Genomic DNA, 18,345 nt, shown 5'->3' with positions numbered 1-18,345 from the left:
TAAAATTTGCTACCAGCCGATTCCTGTCTCTATTTTGCAATGCAATCAACCCTTACGCTCAAAAAACCTGATTTCAGATTAAGACTGTCCAAGCGAATGCTTGCCGTCGGACTGCCTTTTTTACTGGTAGCGTTTTTTATGTGCGGGCGATTCGCGAGTTTCGACAGCCTGGGTTTGAACGATGGTTTTAGTCATCCGTTAACCGGCTGGGATCATTTGATCACCATGCTGGCGGTTGGCATTTGGGCGGCACAGTTAAGAGGACAAGCCATCTGGATGTTACCCTTGGCTTTCGTCGGAGTCATGAGTCTAGGCGGCATCGCCGGCGCGTCGGGTATTTCCATTCCCAGTTCGGAGGGCATCATACTGCTTTCCGCCGCCGTATTCAGCGTATTGATCAGCCGAAAAATGCGGTTCTCCGCCAAAATCAATGTGCTGATCGTGGCTTTTTTTGCATTTTTCCATGGCTTCGCGCACGGCCACGAAATCTCCACCTCGGCCAGTTTGCTTTCCTATACGCTGGGTTTCATGCTGGCAACGCTATTGCTGCATGGCACGGGCATTTTAGTTGCCAAGTTAATCGTATTCTGCGTAGCCTGCCTACTGACTTTGATTTTTTCCAACTTGGCGGTTGCCAAAAGTGCCGAATGGAGCATCGACGGCAAGGTAAAAACCACTGCATTAGCGCAGTGTAAAAACCCGCCGAACGATCATTCCTTACGAAAAGGTCGACCGAGCGGGGATAGCCATGCCCTTTGCTTACTGTTCAAACAGACCTTGAATATTGAATCCGCTTCGAGTCGTATCCGCGCCGAATTATTCCCCGCTTTTGCCGGCGGCGGAACGCTTGATTTTGGCGGCGATGCAAGCGGGACGAGCTCAAAATCCAGCCTTAAAGTATTCAAGAATCGCGGCTATGCCGCTAGGTTGACATTCGAGCAATCGGCTTTTCAAGCGGCATATCCGGTTGCGCATTTATCTTCGTTCGGCATCGAATACCCAAACATCGGCAAATCCGATTTCAACGATTTTTTTCCGGACATTAACCATAGCCCCGGCAGACATTTGCTCAGTAACGGTGTCGGTCTCACATCGCCACCCAGCGTTTCAATTCCGCAAAACACCTTTCCCCTCCGTAAGCCTCGTTTTCCATCCCTTGAAGACAACCGTCTTCAATCAATCTTCGCCCGGTTTCACAACGGCAATGTCTTCGGCCGGAAGATAAATCGCACCATCAATTCCGCCATTCGTGATTCGCGTCATGCCGTGAAATTATGGTCGCCGGTCAAGCCGCGGCGCAATTGCACGCCGATGCAAGCAACTAACAATCCGCGTGAGTCTAAAGACTCAACCGATACGCTGCCAACCCCTTCCGAACTTCACGAACCGAGAGCATTGCGGGACAAACCCGCTCCCGGTTTTGTAAGCAATGCCTCTAAGTCAGGCTCCTCACTTTCCAAAACAACAATAACAAGCAACAAACTACTATGACTATGAGAAAACCGATAGATACCGTAAACACTGTAGCCGCGCCCGTTCTGGCGGAGAACTTGGCTAAACAAGCAGCCGGCTCCCCGGGTGAGTTATGGTTGGCGGCGAACCCGAAACTCCGCGCTAATACGCTGCAACACGGGCCTTTGACATCCCGGTATCCGCAAAAATTATTGGTATTCGCCTTGAGTTGCGCTTTGGGAATGGATGTTTATGCCAAACCCACGGAGGAACCCGCCGGCAAACAGCATCCGAAAACCTTTCCCAAACATCACGCACCGGATAAAGCCGAACAATTGGCGGAAGTGGAAGTGGTCGATGCAAGCAATAAAAGCTTTTTCCCCAACACGGCAAAAGCCACACCTCAATTTAAAGTGTCCAGGGAGGATATTGAGACCAAGGTGAATGCCACCACGGTGGAAGACGCCTTACGCTATATCCCCGGCGTGAACGTTCGTAGACGTTACGCCGGGGATGCCAACGCGCCGATTGCAATGCGCGGTTCCAATATCACGCAGTCGGCCCATAGCATGATATTTACCGACGGCATGCCCATCTACAACATGGTCAATGCCGGCCATACGGCCGCGCCGCGCTGGTCCATGGTCGCGCCCAGCGAAATCGAATCGGTCGACGTATTGTTCGGCCCTTTCTCTGCCCAATACGACGGCCATTCCTTCGGCGGCGTGGTGAATCTGAACACCAAAATGCCGGATAAATTCGAAGCGCAAATGGATGCGACCGGTATCTTTCAGGACATGCATAGAGGCGGTCGAAACCAGGTATTGCAGGGGTTCAGAACCTTTCTGTCGGCGGGAGACCGGTTTGATAAGTTCAGTATTTACGGTTCGTACAACCATTTGACCAATGAAGGCCAGCCCATGGATCCGATCGGCACGACCGCGGCTTTAACGTCTCCGGGAACCGCAACAGTCATTCCCGTAACAGGCGCCCATTTGATCCCCAGCCCCACGGGCGGTAAAAACTTCATTTTCGGCGACAACGGAATCGACAAGACCGATACCGATCTATTCAAGGTGAAAATGGCTTATGACCTCACCGACGATTTGCAGACCCGTTTCACCATCGCCTACGAGGAGCGCATCAGAAGCAACGGCGATCCGCTGGTTTTGTCCAGAAACGCGTTGACAGGCCAAACCGTCTACAGTATTCCAAATAGCAGAATTTATTCGCAAGATGGATACTACTTTAGAGTGCCGACCAACGGTTTCCGTCTGCAAGAGCAAAACCGTCAGGCCTTGAATTACGGCTGGAGTTTAAAGGGTAAAATTTCCGACACCTGGAATATCGACACCACCGCCAGTTATTACGATGCCTTCCATGACAAAACCATACAATCGGCCGGATTGGCGCAAGACAGGCGTGCATTGGTCAACGACGTGTTACCGGGACAAGTCACCGATGTCGATACCTGGTGGGCAACCTACGATCTAAAGCTGGCTACCGATGAATTTCTGGGGCGCAAGGATTTGTCGTTCATGGGCGGCTATCAGTTAGTCCATGGCAATAACAATAACAAGGTTTACAACAGCGACAACTACGCGAATGCCAACCGAGATAAGACTGTCAGCGACTCCGGCGGCCAAACTCAAACCAACAGCCTGTTTTCGCAATTGGAATGGCGCTTCCTGAAAGACTGGAGCGTGATGGCCGGCTTGCGATTCGATCATTTTCAAGCGATCGACGGTCATTTTTATAACTACAACCGGGCCGTGAACGATCGCCGCCGGATTCAGAACTATGCAGATCGGGAACAATCGCGGATTTCGCCGAAAGCCTCTATCGAATACTCGCCGGATGCTTGGACCTTCCGTTATTCATTCTCCAAGGCCTATCGATTCCCGGTGGCCGAAGAACTGTTTGCCAGCAAAAACACTGTAGCCGGCACCACGTTTTCCGACCCTAACCTTGGCCCTGAAAACGGTTACTTCCATAATTTTATGACCCAGTACAATTTGGCTCAGGGATATATCCGGGCAAATTTCTTTTACGACCAGATTAAAGACGAAATATTTTCCTACAACCCGCTACTTGCAGGCGGTAACGGCCCCAACACCTATCTGGCGATTGGAGAAACCGAAACCATCGGCGTTGACCTGACCTACCAACAGTACGGATTATTCGGACTTCCCTTGGATTTTATGGCGAATACCATCTTCATGAACAAGCAAATTGTTAACAACCCGCAAGCCAGAGGCCTGGAAGGCAATGAGTGGCCCAGAACGCCCAGACTGCAGGCGAATGTCAGCGCCACCTATCGGGTTCTGCCGGAATGGGATGTCACCGGCAACGTACGCTATCGCAGCGACATGTTTCACCAGATTACCAACGTGGATACCGAAGCCAATGTATTCAATGGTTCCGATGAATACACTTTTGTCGATTTCAAGACCAATTACCGCTTACCCGAATACCATCATTTGAAAAGCACCGTTTCCGCGGGCGTTGATAATATTCTGGATCAAGATGTTTACGAAAATAATCCATTGGCGCAACGCACCTACTATGTGAGCCTCTCGTTGAAATACTGATGCACATCGGCACAAGGACGTGTTGACTCGCTTTTCGCCAACTTTTATGGTCAAAATCTCGATATGAATACCTCATCACTTGTACTCGAAGCCCGGAATCTGGTCGTCAACTATAAACAGCACCGCGCCATTGATGCGTTGAATCTGCGCGTTCCCAAAGGCTGCGTCTACGCGCTATTGGGCGGCAACGGCGCCGGCAAATCCACCACCATCAGCACCTTCCTGACCTTTAACCGGCCGAATGCCGGCCAAGTGTTGATAGAGGGCCGGTCGCCGCATGAACACCCCGATTTGGTGCGCGACAAAGTGGCCTATTTGCCCGAGAACGTCGCGCTGTACGAACTGATGAGCGGCCTGGAAAATTTGAATTTTTTCTGCGCCCTGGCCGGCATACATCTCAGCCGCGAACAAGCGAGCCAACTGTTATCCGACAGCGGCTTGCAGGCCGACGCCCATGTTAAACGGGTAGCGGCTTATTCGAAGGGGATGCGGCAAAAAGTCGGTCTGGCGATAGCCAGCGCCAAACACGCCTCGGCCATGTTGCTGGATGAGCCTACCTCGGGGCTGGACCCAAGTGCGGCCAACGATTTTGCCCAGCGCATCCGTGCCGCCGCCGATTCGGGCGTTGCTGTTCTGATGGCCACGCACGACTTATTTAACGCCAAGCAAGTGGCTGATCGTATAGGCATCATGAAAGCCGGCCGTCTGGTAGAGGAGTTCGATGCACACACCGTGCGGCATGATGAACTGGAACAAAAGTATCTGGCTCATGCCAGGGGGCTGGCATGATAGCGGCTATTATTCGCAAGGAATTCGTTTCGACCCTGCGCGATGGCCGGCTGTGGATACTGGGTATTGTACTATTGGCGATTTTTCTGGGCTTTTTTCTGGCGTCTACTCACGAACTGAAGCAAATGCGCCAGGAAAAACACAGTGTCGGCATGACCGCCAAGGAACAATGGAATACCCAAAGCGTCAAAAACCCACATTCGGCGGCACATTACGGCATTTACGTGTTCAAGCCCGATTTGCCGAGCGCCGCACTGGACCCCGGCTTGCGGCCTTTTGTCGGCCAATCGCTGTGGCTGGAGCCGCATAAGCGCAATCTGACACGCTTCAGTCCTAGTACCGATCAGATACTCGCCAACCGTTTCGGACAAGCGACCACCAGTTTTGTTCTGTATGCCTTGTTGCCTTTAATGATTGTGGCGCTGACGTTTAACTCGGTCAGTCAGGAACGGGAACGTGGAACCCTGCGCATGCTACATAGTTTGGGTATCGCCGCCAGATCGTTAGTATTCGGCAAGCTTTTGGGTTTGCTGGCGGCTTTTATGCTGGTGTTATCGCCCGCATTGCTGATTGCCTTGCTGCTGTTAGGACAAAACTTCAGTTTGGGTCCGGATGATGTGTCGCGATTGCTAGCATCATTTTTGATGTTTTTAATCTATTACACCATCTTTGCCGCCGTCTCGATTGCGGCCTCGGCTTTTTTCCGGACCAGCCGTGTTGCCCTGTTTTGCCTATTGGCATTTTGGTTGGCCAGCGTGTTTATCGCGCCGCGGCTCGGCGCGGTAACCGCCGAAACCTTATCGCCCAACCCCACCGCCAGCCGCTTCTGGGAAGCCATAAAGACCGATATTGCCCAAGGTCTGGAGGGCGACGGCACTCATGAGCAACGCGCCCAGGCCTTTGAAGCTCAGGTGCTGCGGGAATATGGAGTTAATCGTAAGGAAGATTTGCCGGTTGGCTTTGTATCGCTCAACCGGCAGCATAATGATGGTTACTCGGTTCGGGTACATGAATTGCATTTTGATCGTTTACGCGACAATTTTGCCGTTCAACAGCATTTAACTCACTTGGCGTCCTGGTTGGGACCCAGTATCGCCATTCGTTCACTGTCAATGGCGATGGCCGGGATGGATTTAGCCCATCAACGGGATTTTGAAGACGCGGCGGAAGAATACCGGCATTACTTTATCGATTTAACCGAAGATTGGGATCGCGAACGCAGTCACGGCACCGAACGCAACGCCAAGGGCCAGGAATCCGACTGGCGCAGCGTCAAAGCCTTCGAATATCAGGCCCCCAAGATTGAATTCGCCTTGAAAGCCGCACTCCTCGATTTGATGGTACTGATGGGCTGGCTTTTTGCCGCACTCATGCTTTTAACCCTTTCCGCAAATAGGCTGACCCCATGATGAATCTACTATCCGTTGAATGGATCCGATTTCGCCGCAACCCTTTGAATATTACGATCATTGGTTTGTTTTTGTTGTTGTTGACGATCAGTGCCGCATGGTCCGGGCTGGCTGCACGGGAATTCAGAGTCAAGGCGAGTATACCCGTGCCCCAACCAGCGGCAACAAATCAGGCTGAAATGCACGATGCGCCGAAGTCGTCGGATTCAGCCTCGAAGTCCTCGGCTTATGCGGCCAGTGCCGCCAGCGAACCCTTGCGCTTACCAGCGTTGGGCGGATTGGTTCTGAATGTCAGTCAAATGGACTTGTTGAGTCCCGCCATCAAAATTTCGACCCGTAGCCGTCACACCGATGGCAGGACCAGCGATCAGTTATTCAATCCGTTGATGCATGAGTTCGGTTTGCTGGATTTTGCCACGGTGTTTGCCCTATTGACGCCATTGGTGATCATTGCCTTGACTTACGGCTTGGTCCAGGAAGACCGGGAGAGTGGTGTCTGGCGACTGGTTTGTACACAAACCTCCCAGCCTTGGCGCTTGGTATTTACAGCATTGACCTTGCGCTATGGGGTACTGCTGCTGATTGGGGTGGCCGCATCTGTGCTCGCATTTTTGCTGGACCCGGCGTCAACCGGCATCGCAGCCGCGCAATGGCTGCTTATGTTAGCCGTCTACAATTTAGTTTGGTTCAGTCTGGCCGGATTATTCATGCTGCTGCAAATTTCCTCCGGCGCGGTGGCTATCGCCATGCTGGGAACCTGGCTGGTGCTGACGTTTGGCGTGCCCGCCGGCATAAGCTGGGCGGCGGATCGCTCGTCACCGATGCCGTCGCGCATGAAAACCATCATTGACATTCGGCGGTTTCAGGAGCAAACCAATCAACAGCGCGAATCCCTGCTGAGCGGCTGGTATCAAGCCCATCCGGAAATAAAACCCACCGGGCCGTTAAAAAGCCTGCCCCGAGAAATCAACGGCCTGCCAGCCGCCTTGCAACTCGATAGTCAAATCCGCCCTTTATCGGTTCGATTCGACGAGGCCCGTAAACGCCAATTCGAATTCATGGAGCGTTGGTCGAGCTTATCGCCGGCATTAGGCTTAATTCTGATGGCGGATAGACTGGCGGGGATCGATGCACCGCGTTACGCTGATTTTGTTAATTCGGTAAACCAATTCGAAGATCAATGGCGCGACTTTTTCGTACCGCTGATCATGGGCAGCGATTTCTGGTCTGAAGACCGGCAAAAGTCCCTGCCGCAATTCGTATTCTCGACTGAATTCAAGGCATCCGCAAGTTTGCTGTTAACGGCAACCCAATCGGCGATTGCAGCATTTCTACTTATTTTGCTGTTCGGATTGCGGGGGCGTTTTACAAGAACATAGGCTAATAATTTGCCCATGCTAATTGGACTGGCCCGAGTTTCAGACGCCCGGTCGAGGGTTATTGTCAATAACTTTTACAAGTCGACAATAATCCTTGGGCGTAAGCAATTCGTACTTTTCGGATTAATTTGTTTGTATCAATTTGCTTCTTAACATCTCTAAAACTGTCAGTTTTTTTTACAACAATAATTCATATGCATAGATAAACCGATGTTACAGCGGGTTTCAACCACTCACCCGCCAACCCGACAAAATCATAAGATATTGTTTTTAATTGGAAAAATTACTTAACGCAAATAATTTCGGCAATGCGGAATAAATTTTGCGTTACTTATGGGCGGTATATTTTATTTCGATTGCGTGAAACCAGGGATCGCTATCACGCGCCGTTTTAGTTATAAGCCTTTTTGTCTGATCGGTTTTTGGAGGTTTACGTATGAAATTTAAACTTATAGCCAGAGCGCTTGGCTTATTGTTAGCGATAGCATCGGGGCCTTCTCATGCTTTCACGACTTTTTCCGATGGTAACGGCGGTGTTTTAAAGTGGGGCGGGGATAACACGCCGGGAACTCCTGGCGGCGTGGTGACTTGGGGATTTATCTCCGAAGGAACGCAAGGAGACGCCTATTGCGGCAGCGCATGCCCCGGCGTGGCGCAGTCCTCTCTGTGGATAGAGAACTCCCCGGGTACCGGGTACACCTTGACCCCGTTGGCAAGCTTGGCCGCGTATATCGAGGCCGCTTTAGACAAATGGGCTAGCGTTGCAAACATACATTTTGCCGGACCTAATTCCGATTCCGGCCTGCCCATCAACGATGTAAATGCGTCTGCCCCGGATATTCGGATCGGCGTATTCGCATTCGGTAGCGGTGGCGGTGCCGTCGGTTATGCGCCTCCGCCTAATGGCGGAACCGGCAGCGGAGATGTCATTTTCGACGCCAATTCTTTCTATGCCTTTCAACCCGGCAACGACGGCGATCCGTTTCCCCTGGCATCCACCGCACCTAACGATTTCGAAAGTTTGTTGTTGCATGAATTGGGGCATGTCATGGGTTTGGCGCATCCGCCAGTGGATGGTAGCTGTCCGGTGATGCAAGTTAGCGATTCTTCGTGCCTATTCCACATCAATCGTACTTTAAAATCGGACGATATTGCCGGCGCGCAATATTTGTACGGAGTGGCGGCTGTTCCAGTACCGGCGGCGGCGTGGTCTTTCCTGATCGGTTTAGTCGGTTGGTTGGGACTGGGAAAAAGCGGCCGTTTTCGGTTGGTTAAATAAGATTTCACAAATTACATTGCAATTGTTCGGCGAATTTATTTTGAAAAAATCATAGAGGAATGAGTATGTTTTTACCAAACAAGTTTTATTTGTCAGCCTTGTTTTCGATGTTAGCCGCAGGTATCTCGATTCCGGCGCAAGCTTCGTTTCTGGAACCGATTAAATTCAGCTCGGCCGGCGAGGTGACCTTGACACTGGATGAAAGTGTCGGTGGATTCGATCATATTCTGGAATTATCGTCGGTCATTGGCGATATCGGCCTACCAAACATTGCTTTGACCGATGTGAACGACCCCAGCGCTTCGGTATTGGGATACTCACCTGCCAATATCGGAGAGACCTTCAGCTTGGGATCGTTCGCCGCCGGTGAAGAGTTGATTTTTCGGCTTACCAATGTCGAATCGGCCCGTTTGGGAAATCCGGGGACATTGGGCGGCCAAGTATTCACCGGTTCGAGCGGTTCCTTAAATCCTGACCCCTCGGCTTATTACGTCTACTGGACCAACCTCGATCCAAACACGATAAAAGTCTATCTTGAAGATTTATTTCCGATTTCCGCGTCGTCTCCCGATCCCGTAAATGAATTTTTAACCGGCGGCGGATACGATGTTGCTTTTACTTTGACCTTATCCCCCGTTACCGTTCCGTTACCTGCACCTGCCTGGCTGTTCGGCTCTGCTTTGATTGGCTTGATAGGAATTGGTCGTCGTAAATAAGAGCGTTTCCTCAAACAGTTGTGCAAAATTATGGTCGGTCATGGAAGGTCAAGACTTTAACTTTATGAAGCCTTGAAAACGGGTATGTATTCAACCACCGTCTAAAACTTATTCAAACGCCTCGTCTCCCGTTGGTTCCAGGTGACTGACCCGGTTCATCTCCTGCCGGAAATTGGATAATTCCCGGTACAACCTGAAACGAGCCCGGTTCAGGTTGCCCAGCGGGCGGTGCTCCGGCAGGCAATGCCAGGGGTTCATTTTCAGGCGCTTGGTAAAGTCCGCCATGGCTTCGAAGTTATGCGCCTGTTTGGGGATATGCACCGTGGCGACCGGGATAAACGGCGATAATTTTTCCGGCCAGCGCACCGAACTGTCTTCAATCGGCATCAAGTGCGGGTCGGTTTGCAGCTGTATCATCAGGTCGAATTCGACATCGGTTTCGGCGATGGTTTTGCTCAGGTTGTCGCGCAGATAATTAAACGGCACTTTGCCGAACGGCAGGCCCGGTATCGGGGACACGATATTGACGCGCGGCACGAAGGAATACATCACGGCCTGCCCTTCTCCCAGCAGATACGGCGTGCAACTCCAATAACGTTTGCCCAGCGGATTGGTTTGGGTTTCGTTCCACAGGCTTTGCATAAACATGTCCAGCAAATGCGAATCGAACGGGTTCAGAAAGTAGTACAAGGTCATGTCCACCAAACTCCAATATTGCAGTTTGGCGTTTTCGCGGGTGTTGGGGGTCACAAAGGTGGGCCCGCCGCTGGTGGTGATAATGTCCTGGGTGAATTTTTCCTCGTCCATCAGCTTTTCGCCGGGCACCCCTAGCAATTTGACCGCCATGCTCAAAAAACCCACATCCTGAATGTCGGACGGTACGTTCGGGCCGGGGCCGGCGTAACGCACATAGGCCTTGTAGGTTTTCGGTTCGGCGAATATTCCGATGCGGCAATGTGCGGGTATATCGTCGCGGATGCTGACCGTGGCCTTCAAGACGCCGTGGGTTTTGGTATTGCCGCCGCGTTCGTAGCCGCCGGGTTTGAAGCGGCCGCGCATTTGATCGGCCATCAGGTCGATGATGTCGTTCAGGCTTTGTTCTTCGTCCGGGTCTATGCGTTCTTCGGCTATTTTCAAGCCTTCGTTCTTGCGGCGCAGATTGATCAAAAATTGCACCAGCCTGACGCCCGGTTCCCGGAACACCGCGTTCCATGCCGGACGAAACGGGGGTTCCAAACGGCGCTCCAGATACAACAGTTGCAGCAAAAACCGGTGAATGGCCATGAGTATGCAGTTTTTGACGGTCATGACGGCTGGTCTCCCTGAGTGGGTAAGGCGGCAAGATAACGAATGGCGCTCAGCCCCGGCATGAAAAAGTAAGCACCGCCGCGTACGCTGATAAATTGCGGCAAATGCGCAACGGTTTGCACCGGCCCGGCTGGATCGGGGCGATGGAATTGGTCGGTCGGCGTGCCGTCGTTCAGTGGCTGGCGATGCGCCAACAGCGGATCGCGTTCTTGTTGCAGACCGGCGAATTTGCTGTTCACCATCCAGGCGTTCTGTACGAATTCAAACTGCCGGGAGATATTGGCCACCAGGCAAATGAATTGCAAGCCGCGTTCGGCCGCCGGTGCATCGGCCTTGACCGCCTGCTCCGGCGTCAACAGCGGCCCATAAGGGCGACCCCGGCGCAGCAAACGGTGAAAGCGCGTAGAGGCAATCAAGTCCTGGTCGTGACGGTTAAGCCCGAAGCCCAGTATTTTCAACAACCGGCTGAAAATACAGCCGGAAGCCGACGGCATATCGCCGCTACGCGGATTGGCCCGGCGCACATGGGCGCCGATGGGGCAGCGCATGCCGGCCGGATCGGATAAATAATTAAAACTGTTCAGCGAGTCGTCGGCGGGAATGCCGGGAATTTCAGCAGCGGCCGGCGGCAGCAAAGGCCTGCCGTCGCGCTGCCGACCCACCATGGCGGCGGCCAGTTGTTCACGCTGTGTCGCATCGCCGCCGCTGGCTTTGTCTATAAATTGCCAGAATCCCGGCACGTCCTGACCCAGTTGCCGCAACACCAGATAACTGCCGTTACGGGCAAAATCCTTCAACCCGGGCCGGTCTTCCGCCGCCGGCAACAGGGCCGCGCCGGGGTCGTGCATGGGATCGATCAACGGCCTGACCGTATATTGGCCGTATTCGTTGCGATATCCCAACACCACCTCGCCTACCGCCAGCAGATTGGAGAAACCGTCTCGGCCGTGGCTGTCTATTGCCTGAGTGCCCGCCCAATCCAGTTCCGGCTGGCTGATGCCGTCGACAAAGCCGAAGGGTTCTATCGCACCGAGATCGTCGGTCGGCAATTCGGCCAACAACTCAAACGCCTCGGCAAACGGCTTGCCCTGGGCCTTTTTGCGCCACGGGGCGATTTTGCCGGCTTCGGCATACAACAGCAGCAGTACGTGCGGAGTTTGTTGCTCGCCGCCGCCCCACGCCCAATATTCCGGTGAATTGCCGTCCACGTCGCCAAGACGGCGGGAGCGGCTTTCGTGGCCGGCCATGCCGCTGATGAATTCGTCGGAAAAATCCCCGATGACCGATTCCCGCAAGCCTAAAGCGCGTAAACCCGCCACGGAAAAGGCTATCTGCAGGGCCGTTTTGGGACGGGAACCGTTCTGGATGGCCGACGAAACCGGCGCATCCGCCAGCCACTGCTTGGCGGCCTTGGCATCGGCCACCCGCAACAATAAAAAACAGCTGTCTTTTAAATGCCTGTGTCCAAAGCGCAACAGTCCTTGCAGGTCGTCAAAGGGAAAATCGCTTGAATATGTCGTTGTCATGTACCCGCCTAGATTTCGCCGAGCCAATCGCGTATGGCCTGATCATCGGCCTGACGTATTTCCACGCCCTTGCGTATCCGGCTGTTGCGCGCCAGATCGACGGCCGTCAAATCCGGATAGGCCTTGTACCAAACCTGGGACGGCAACTGGTGCCGCCTTTGGGTGTATTTGAATTGCTGTTCCCGTTCCGCGCCCTGTTTGACCAGCCATCGGGTGGTGGGATAGCCTACCGCGTTGCCGAAGGCCAGATTCAGTCCCCAACCGGCCTTGTTGATGAAATCGTCCATATAGCTTTCATGGCTGCCGTCGTAATTGCTGGCGAAAAAAGCCCGCCGATTGTTATCCATGAACACCCAGCGGGCGAAATGTATGGATCTGATCCGGGTCAAAAACCCCCGTTTGTAGATGTGTCTGGCCACGTAGTCCGTCAGCAACATCAACAGTTTGAACAACAGCAGGCGGAACAAGCCCGGCTTGATGTCGCCGAACACATTGAATTGATTGCTGACATCCCTATCCTCCAAATAGGCCAGGGCTTCGATATGTTCCCGGCTCGGACGGATGAACAGTTCGGGGTCGGAACGTTCCAGCAGGCGCAGGCGCAGGGCAAAAAAAGGCGCCAAGATCAGGAATACCGGCGATAGCAGCAATAAAACCAACGGTATCCCGATCTTGTGCAACCCGTTCCGGATCCTCCAGGCCAAGGGCGTGGGTTCTTCCGGACTCAGTTTGAGGAGGCCAGCGTGCTTTTGCATCTCCACATGAGATAACAGTTTTTGCCGTAAAACCCTGGGGTTATCCCGCCCGGATTCCACGACGATCTGTTGCAGGTATTCAGTCAGACAGCGATGCAGCGCGGCTTCCTCGCGCACCTGTTTGACCGTGCGTCCCAGCCAGTTGACGTAATTGGCGGCCGGCTCGATGTTATGCGCCAGCATCCAGCTGAGCAGATCGAATGCCTTGGTAAAGCCTTCGCAATGGGCAAAGATTTGTTGCAAACCGGCTTCGGCCTTGCGAGCCAATTCGGCAAAAAAAGCCAGTCTGTCGCCATCTATATCCCCCAGAAACGCCAAGACCGGCTGCCACGGCCGCGGCTGCTTACCATAAGCCTTGATCTCGTCTCCGGTAATCGACTCCACGATGACAAAGCGTGCCATGTGCAGACGCTCGAAAGCGCCGAAAGGCAGCAGTTCGTTGTCCGGGTCGGCCAGCCCGACTGATTTGTTCATACCGGCCAACAACGCGCGCAGCTTCTGCAACTCTCCGCCGCGGACCGGCGCTACTATCATGAAGGTGGATTGAGGCGTCATCGACTAGCCTGCTTAATCCTTGCGGGTCAGGGCAAAATCCAGAATGCGTTTTTTACCCCACCAGACCTTGCCCAGATAAACCCCGGGTTCAATCTCGCGGATTTCGTCGCGGATGGCCTTGGCGAAAAACGAGGTGGTCGAATAATCGATGACGATGGTGTCTTTTTGGTCCAGCCAGCTTTTGTCCTTATAAACCTTGGCGACGATGAAGGTCAGACTGAAAAAAGTGATTTTATTTACCAGTACCCCAGCCTGGCCGCCGGCGCAAAACAAATCGAACCGTTTGCCCTGCCAAGCGTAAACCCCGGCCAGAAAAGCCGCCAACTTGGCGAATACGGAGCCGGCCAGAATCGCGGTGCCTTGGGTGTCGCCGCTCGGAATATTGCCCGGCTCGGCATTGCAATAAATTTCATCCAGCTCTTCCCGCGATTTGCTCAACCAACTGTTGACGGTATCGTTCATGGTGCTTACTCCCGATTATTACTAGTGCGAAGGGCGGCGGCATGGGCGTATACCTCGCGCCGGACCAGGTTCATGCGCCCCAAGGGTTCGTGCGCCGCCAAGGATTGCCAGGGATTGAAACTGCGGCGTTCGCACGCCGCCATGGTGTCCTCGTCCGCAAAATCCTGGTCTTCTATCGTGATGGTGGCAACAATTTGAAAAGGTGAAAGCGTTTCGTCCCAGATTACCGAAGCATCTTCAATCGGCATGCTTGCCGGCTCGGTTTGCAGTTGCACGGCAAAATGAAACTTGGCCGGCTCGCGCCGCAAATGCGCCCGCATCGCCGCCCGCAACTGATCGCGGCCCGGATTCTCCGCTTGCGTGGTTTGGTAATCCGAACAGGGAATCACGGAATACTTCACCACTTGCCCGCTGTCTTCGCCCAGTTTGTAGGGCGTAGTGCTCCAGAAGCGCACGTCGAACGGGCATAAATGCTTTTGGCGTGATTTAAAGGCAATCCAGAACGATTTCAGGTGCGGGTTGAACGGATTCAAAAAAAACCACAGCTTCCTGTCGGCCTGCCGGGCCCGAATAAAGCCCAAAAAATCCTCCGGCGTAGCCACGAACAAAGCCGGATAACTGTTTAAAACGAAATCCTGAAAACCCTCTTCGCCCCACAAAACCGGCCCGCGCGCGCCGGACAAACGAATGGACAAGCCCCTCGCGTCCTTTTCGGCATCGTCCCTGCTAGTGGCGTTGGCAAACCGCAGCATGGCCGGATAGGTTTTGGCTTCGGCAAAAATACCGTGCCGTAATTCGGCGGGAACATCCTGGTGCACGCGGAATTCCCCGCGCAGACAACCCAGGGTTTTAGCCTGATTGAAGCGCGGCACCACGCCTTCTTCGGCTTCATCCGAGATAATGGCGGCAATCCGCTGCCCCATCTCGGCCACCAGTTCGGCTATCGGCATTTCCGCATTCATAATCGCATCCCCCGCTGCCATGGCGTCTTTGAATTACTTGAAGCTTTCGTCGCCAGCCGCATCGGCTCTAGGCTTCCATTGCAAGGTATAGTCCTCGCCCCTGTCGCGCGCCCAAGGGTCGAATACGTTGACGACCCCAGCCAACTGGTCTTTCAGTTCGGGCATGGTGCGCAGCATGATCCTTTTCAACGGCGACACTTCGACCTCGTGGCCGTTGGAAGGCTTGGGCTCCATTTTCTTGCCGTCGGGACCGTTGTTCATGACCCATTCCACGCCCAGCGAGGTATAAAACTCCGGCCGGAAGCTGGAGGTAAAGAAGCGGTCGCTGAACAAGCGCCGCGAGGCATTCAGAATGAACACGTGAAATTGGGTTTCGGAAATGGCGAAACCGTGCGGCCGGGTAAACTCGGACAGCCAGCCCACCACGGTATCCAGGTCTTCGATATTGTCGACCATGCTGCCGTCCGGGTGCCCCAGACAATCGTTGATGCGCGTGCCGTCCTCGTTCAGTTGGGCGGCGGTTATGATCTTGCCGGCGTCGCATTTATGCTGGCCGTAGACTTCGCGCAACAATCCGGTCAGGCGCTTTTGTTCCAGATATTCCGCGCTGGTGGTGGGCAAGCGCCAGTCGATGAAATCGTCGAAGCCGGTCAGTTGCTTCAAACCGTATTGGCGGCGGAATTCGTTGAAACGAGGCAGGCCGCGTTCGCGGTCGCGAATCAAGTCCAGCGCCGCGATATCGATTTTGTTGGTTGCGGTATTCAGGCGCGGCAAGTCCAGATTCTGAAAAAACTGGGCGTGGTTTTGCAAGGTCAGCAGGCCCAGGCGCTGCCGGCCCATGCTCAAGGCCCAGTTGCTCAGGCCGCCGTCGGCCATGGCCTGGGTGGCTTTGCCCCTGAAGGTGCCGACAACCGGCACTTTATGGGCAATGGCGTCCGGAGCGCCCAGTTCCCTGTATTCCAGCAAATCGGGTATCAGCGGATGCAGGCGATATACGGTGGGAAATTCTTCCGGAAAATTGAAAGGCGAGCCGAAGTGGTTGACGCCGCCGTTCAGATGCTCGGGATTGCGGATATCCCATATATCCTTTTTGTCGACCAATTTACCCAGAAATGTCGGATGGTCTTTGTAGCGATGACTGCCCAGGCCGAATATGCCGGCTCCGGAGGCGAATACCGAATAAAACTGGTTAGCCTTGGTTTCCCGCTCGGATTTGGCCAGTTTGTTCACCACCAACCTGTCCAATACTTTTTTCAGGGCCTTGGAAACCGGGTCGTCCTTCATCAACAAGCCGTTCCAGTTGGCGTTCATGCCCAGATACAAGGGTTCGCCGTACAACAACTGAGTGGTCCATTCTATGGTATGAATTTTGGCGATTTCGGCCGCCACTACCAGTCGAGCCGCCTGATACAACTCCTCGGCGCTGACTTTTTTATAGGTGATCACTTGTTCGGGCTTGTCCGGATTGCGCAGGCCCGAGTCCAAATCCGGGTTGACCGCCGCCTTGGCGCGGAAGGCATCCACAAAGGCGTTGTGTTCGCGCGTGAACAGATTGTGGTAAAAACTCATGCCCACCGTCCAGTTATCCGCGAAGCCGGCGGCTTCCTGGCCCTTCCAGGCCGGATTGATGGGATCGGGCACACAGTCGGCGCCGGCATTTTCGCAGCTGTTGAACAAGGGCAGATAGCCTTGTTTATCGCCGGCCCCGCCATGATTACCGCGCGGCACCATCCATAATTTGGCCGGATCTTGCGGATCGCGCTTGACGCGTTTTTGCGAGAGTTCATCGAAACCATAGATCTGCGAGGCGTCCCACCAAGCGGTGACGGTGTTTTCGGTGGTGCGATGGGCGCGGGACAAATAGGTGTTGCCCTCATGCTCGAAGGTAGGGGCCGGTTCCTTTTGCGCAATCAAGGCCACGTCCACTTTATCGTTCGGCCGGCAACCCAGTTTGGCGGCCTGTTCGGCGCTCAAGGGCTGTTCCTGATTATTCACCAATTGGCTGGCGCAACCGACCGGCATTCTGGCTGCGCTATTTTGACCTTCGCGCAGGTGATAAAACCAGTCGTGGGTCATGAACTGTATCCAATAGGCCGCCAACACATTGAAAAAAGGTGCTTTTTTATAATCGCACTCTGCATTTTTGGCATTGCCCGGCAAGCCCTGGCCCTGGTTGCAGGCCTCCGGCTTGGACTGAGCACGGGTAAACAATTTCCTGGAGATGACTTGCGGGTCCGGCTTCAACAGACTCAAGCGGTCACCGTGGCGGTTACGAACCAATTCGTTGGCGCCCAAATCCGGAAAGGTGGAGTCGAAGCTGACATTGCGGGCGAACAATTGATTGGCGGAGCCCATGGCCGGATTGAAAATGTCGTTGCAAATGCCATCTATGGTGCGGTGACGGATCAAATCGCCGTTACATACCTGAGTACCGTCCTTGCCGGTGACTTGGTCGTATTGCGCGTGATTGGGCGGCAAACGCATCTCGCCCCAAACTTTGACGATGGGGCCTGGAGTTGTCCCGATACCCTTGATATAGGTTTCGTAGGTTTTATTGTCGTAGAGGTTAAAGCGCAGCAACTCCATGCGCTGATATTCCAGATCCATCAAGGCACCGTCCACGCCCCTACCGTTGGGATTCAGGTGTTTACCCAACTTGGTGATGGACTCCCAGCCTCCCGCCTTGCTTTCGGCATCGCCCGTACCCCAGTAATTGGGCCAATCCACCCAGACCACGCTGCGGCCGGCCAAGGCTTTTTTGCCGCCGCGACATTCAGCGGTGGTTTCGCTGACCTTACCGAGAAAACGTTCGTTCTGCTGCTGGGCAATCGGCCGGAAGCCCTTGGCCACCATTGCCGCGCAGGCTTTGTCGGCCTTGAGTCTTTCCGCGGTGGAAACGGCTTCGGCTTGGCAAACGTTTGCCATAAACCCCAACATTAAAAAAAGCACCGGCACCTTTATTGTTGTTTTCATCGTCTTGCCTCCCAAATCCCGTGAATGGCGGCGGCCCGCCACGCTATCCGAGTCCAGCTTAACTGAAGTGTTCAGCCGCCGCCATGACCCAAACAGGTCAATTTTTTGCCATATCAATTATTTAGGGGTTATGCTAGGCCCGGCTGTTTCGTCGCGGAAACGGCGTTTTTTATGCAAGGTTTTTGCGGG

13 protein-coding genes are annotated in these 18,345 nt (G+C 53.8%); 7 read left to right on the top strand and 6 right to left on the bottom strand.

Going from position 1 to position 18,345, the window contains the following annotated elements:
• Positions 1–6 precede the first annotated feature (6 nt).
• The 7 genes from NP590_RS03485 to NP590_RS03455 all read left to right on the top strand — a co-directional run bounded on the left by NP590_RS03485 (position 7) and on the right by NP590_RS03455 (position 9,615).
• Positions 7–1,491, top strand: a complete 1,485-nt coding sequence (locus NP590_RS03485) for a HupE/UreJ family protein (RefSeq protein WP_256600830.1) — start codon at positions 7–9, stop codon at positions 1,489–1,491.
• Entirely contained in the window at positions 1,488–4,043 is a 2,556-nt protein-coding gene (locus tag NP590_RS03480) for a TonB-dependent receptor (RefSeq protein WP_256600829.1), read from the top strand. The genes NP590_RS03485 and NP590_RS03480 overlap by 4 nt, the downstream gene beginning before the upstream one ends.
• A gap of 63 nt (positions 4,044–4,106) precedes the next feature.
• Positions 4,107–4,832: an ABC transporter ATP-binding protein gene (locus NP590_RS03475; RefSeq protein WP_256600828.1), complete on the top strand. Its 726-nt coding sequence runs from the start codon at positions 4,107–4,109 to the stop codon at positions 4,830–4,832.
• Positions 4,829–6,241: an ABC transporter permease subunit gene (locus NP590_RS03470; protein ID WP_256600827.1), complete on the top strand. Its 1,413-nt coding sequence runs from the start codon at positions 4,829–4,831 to the stop codon at positions 6,239–6,241. Before NP590_RS03475 ends, NP590_RS03470 begins: the two co-directional genes overlap by 4 nt.
• 146 nt (positions 6,242–6,387) lie before the next feature.
• A complete protein-coding gene (locus NP590_RS03465; protein ID WP_256600826.1) occupies positions 6,388–7,620 on the top strand; it encodes a DUF3526 domain-containing protein in 1,233 nt (410 codons plus the stop codon).
• Positions 7,621–8,056: 436 nt separating this feature from the next.
• Complete coding sequence (locus tag NP590_RS03460; protein ID WP_256600825.1) at positions 8,057–8,899, top strand: matrixin family metalloprotease; 843 nt, start codon at positions 8,057–8,059, stop codon at positions 8,897–8,899.
• Positions 8,900–8,964: 65 nt separating this feature from the next.
• Complete coding sequence (locus NP590_RS03455) at positions 8,965–9,615, top strand: VPLPA-CTERM sorting domain-containing protein (RefSeq protein ID WP_256600824.1); 651 nt, start codon at positions 8,965–8,967, stop codon at positions 9,613–9,615.
• Between the two features lie 108 nt (positions 9,616–9,723).
• On the opposite strand, the gene NP590_RS03450 is transcribed toward NP590_RS03455, so the two are convergent.
• The 6 genes from NP590_RS03450 to NP590_RS03425 are packed head-to-tail and all read right to left on the bottom strand — an operon-like array spanning position 9,724 to position 18,156.
• Entirely contained in the window at positions 9,724–10,923 is a 1,200-nt protein-coding gene (locus NP590_RS03450; RefSeq protein ID WP_256600823.1) for a catalase family protein, read from the bottom strand.
• Positions 10,920–12,449 carry a Dyp-type peroxidase gene (locus NP590_RS03445; protein ID WP_256600822.1) on the bottom strand — a complete coding sequence of 510 codons (1,530 nt, stop codon included), beginning with the start codon at positions 12,447–12,449 and terminating at the stop codon, positions 10,920–10,922. The genes NP590_RS03450 and NP590_RS03445 overlap by 4 nt, the downstream gene beginning before the upstream one ends.
• An 8-nt stretch (positions 12,450–12,457) precedes the next feature.
• Positions 12,458–13,759: a hypothetical protein gene (locus NP590_RS03440; RefSeq protein ID WP_256600821.1), complete on the bottom strand. Its 1,302-nt coding sequence runs from the start codon at positions 13,757–13,759 to the stop codon at positions 12,458–12,460.
• Between the two features lie 12 nt (positions 13,760–13,771).
• On the bottom strand, positions 13,772–14,221 hold the full coding sequence (locus NP590_RS03435) for a hypothetical protein (protein WP_256600820.1): 450 nt from the start codon (positions 14,219–14,221) through the stop codon (positions 13,772–13,774).
• A 5-nt stretch (positions 14,222–14,226) separates the two neighbouring features.
• On the bottom strand, positions 14,227–15,204 hold the full coding sequence (locus tag NP590_RS03430) for a catalase (RefSeq protein ID WP_256600819.1): 978 nt from the start codon (positions 15,202–15,204) through the stop codon (positions 14,227–14,229).
• A 12-nt stretch (positions 15,205–15,216) separates the two neighbouring features.
• On the bottom strand, positions 15,217–18,156 hold the full coding sequence (locus NP590_RS03425) for a peroxidase family protein (protein WP_256600818.1): 2,940 nt from the start codon (positions 18,154–18,156) through the stop codon (positions 15,217–15,219).
• Positions 18,157–18,345: the final 189 nt, after the last annotated feature.

The sequence above is a fragment of the Methylomonas subterranea genome, from assembly GCF_024505185.1.
GTDB classification, from domain to species: domain Bacteria; phylum Pseudomonadota; class Gammaproteobacteria; order Methylococcales; family Methylomonadaceae; genus Methylomonas; species Methylomonas subterranea.
This window is presented reverse-complemented; position numbering and strand designations above follow the sequence as displayed.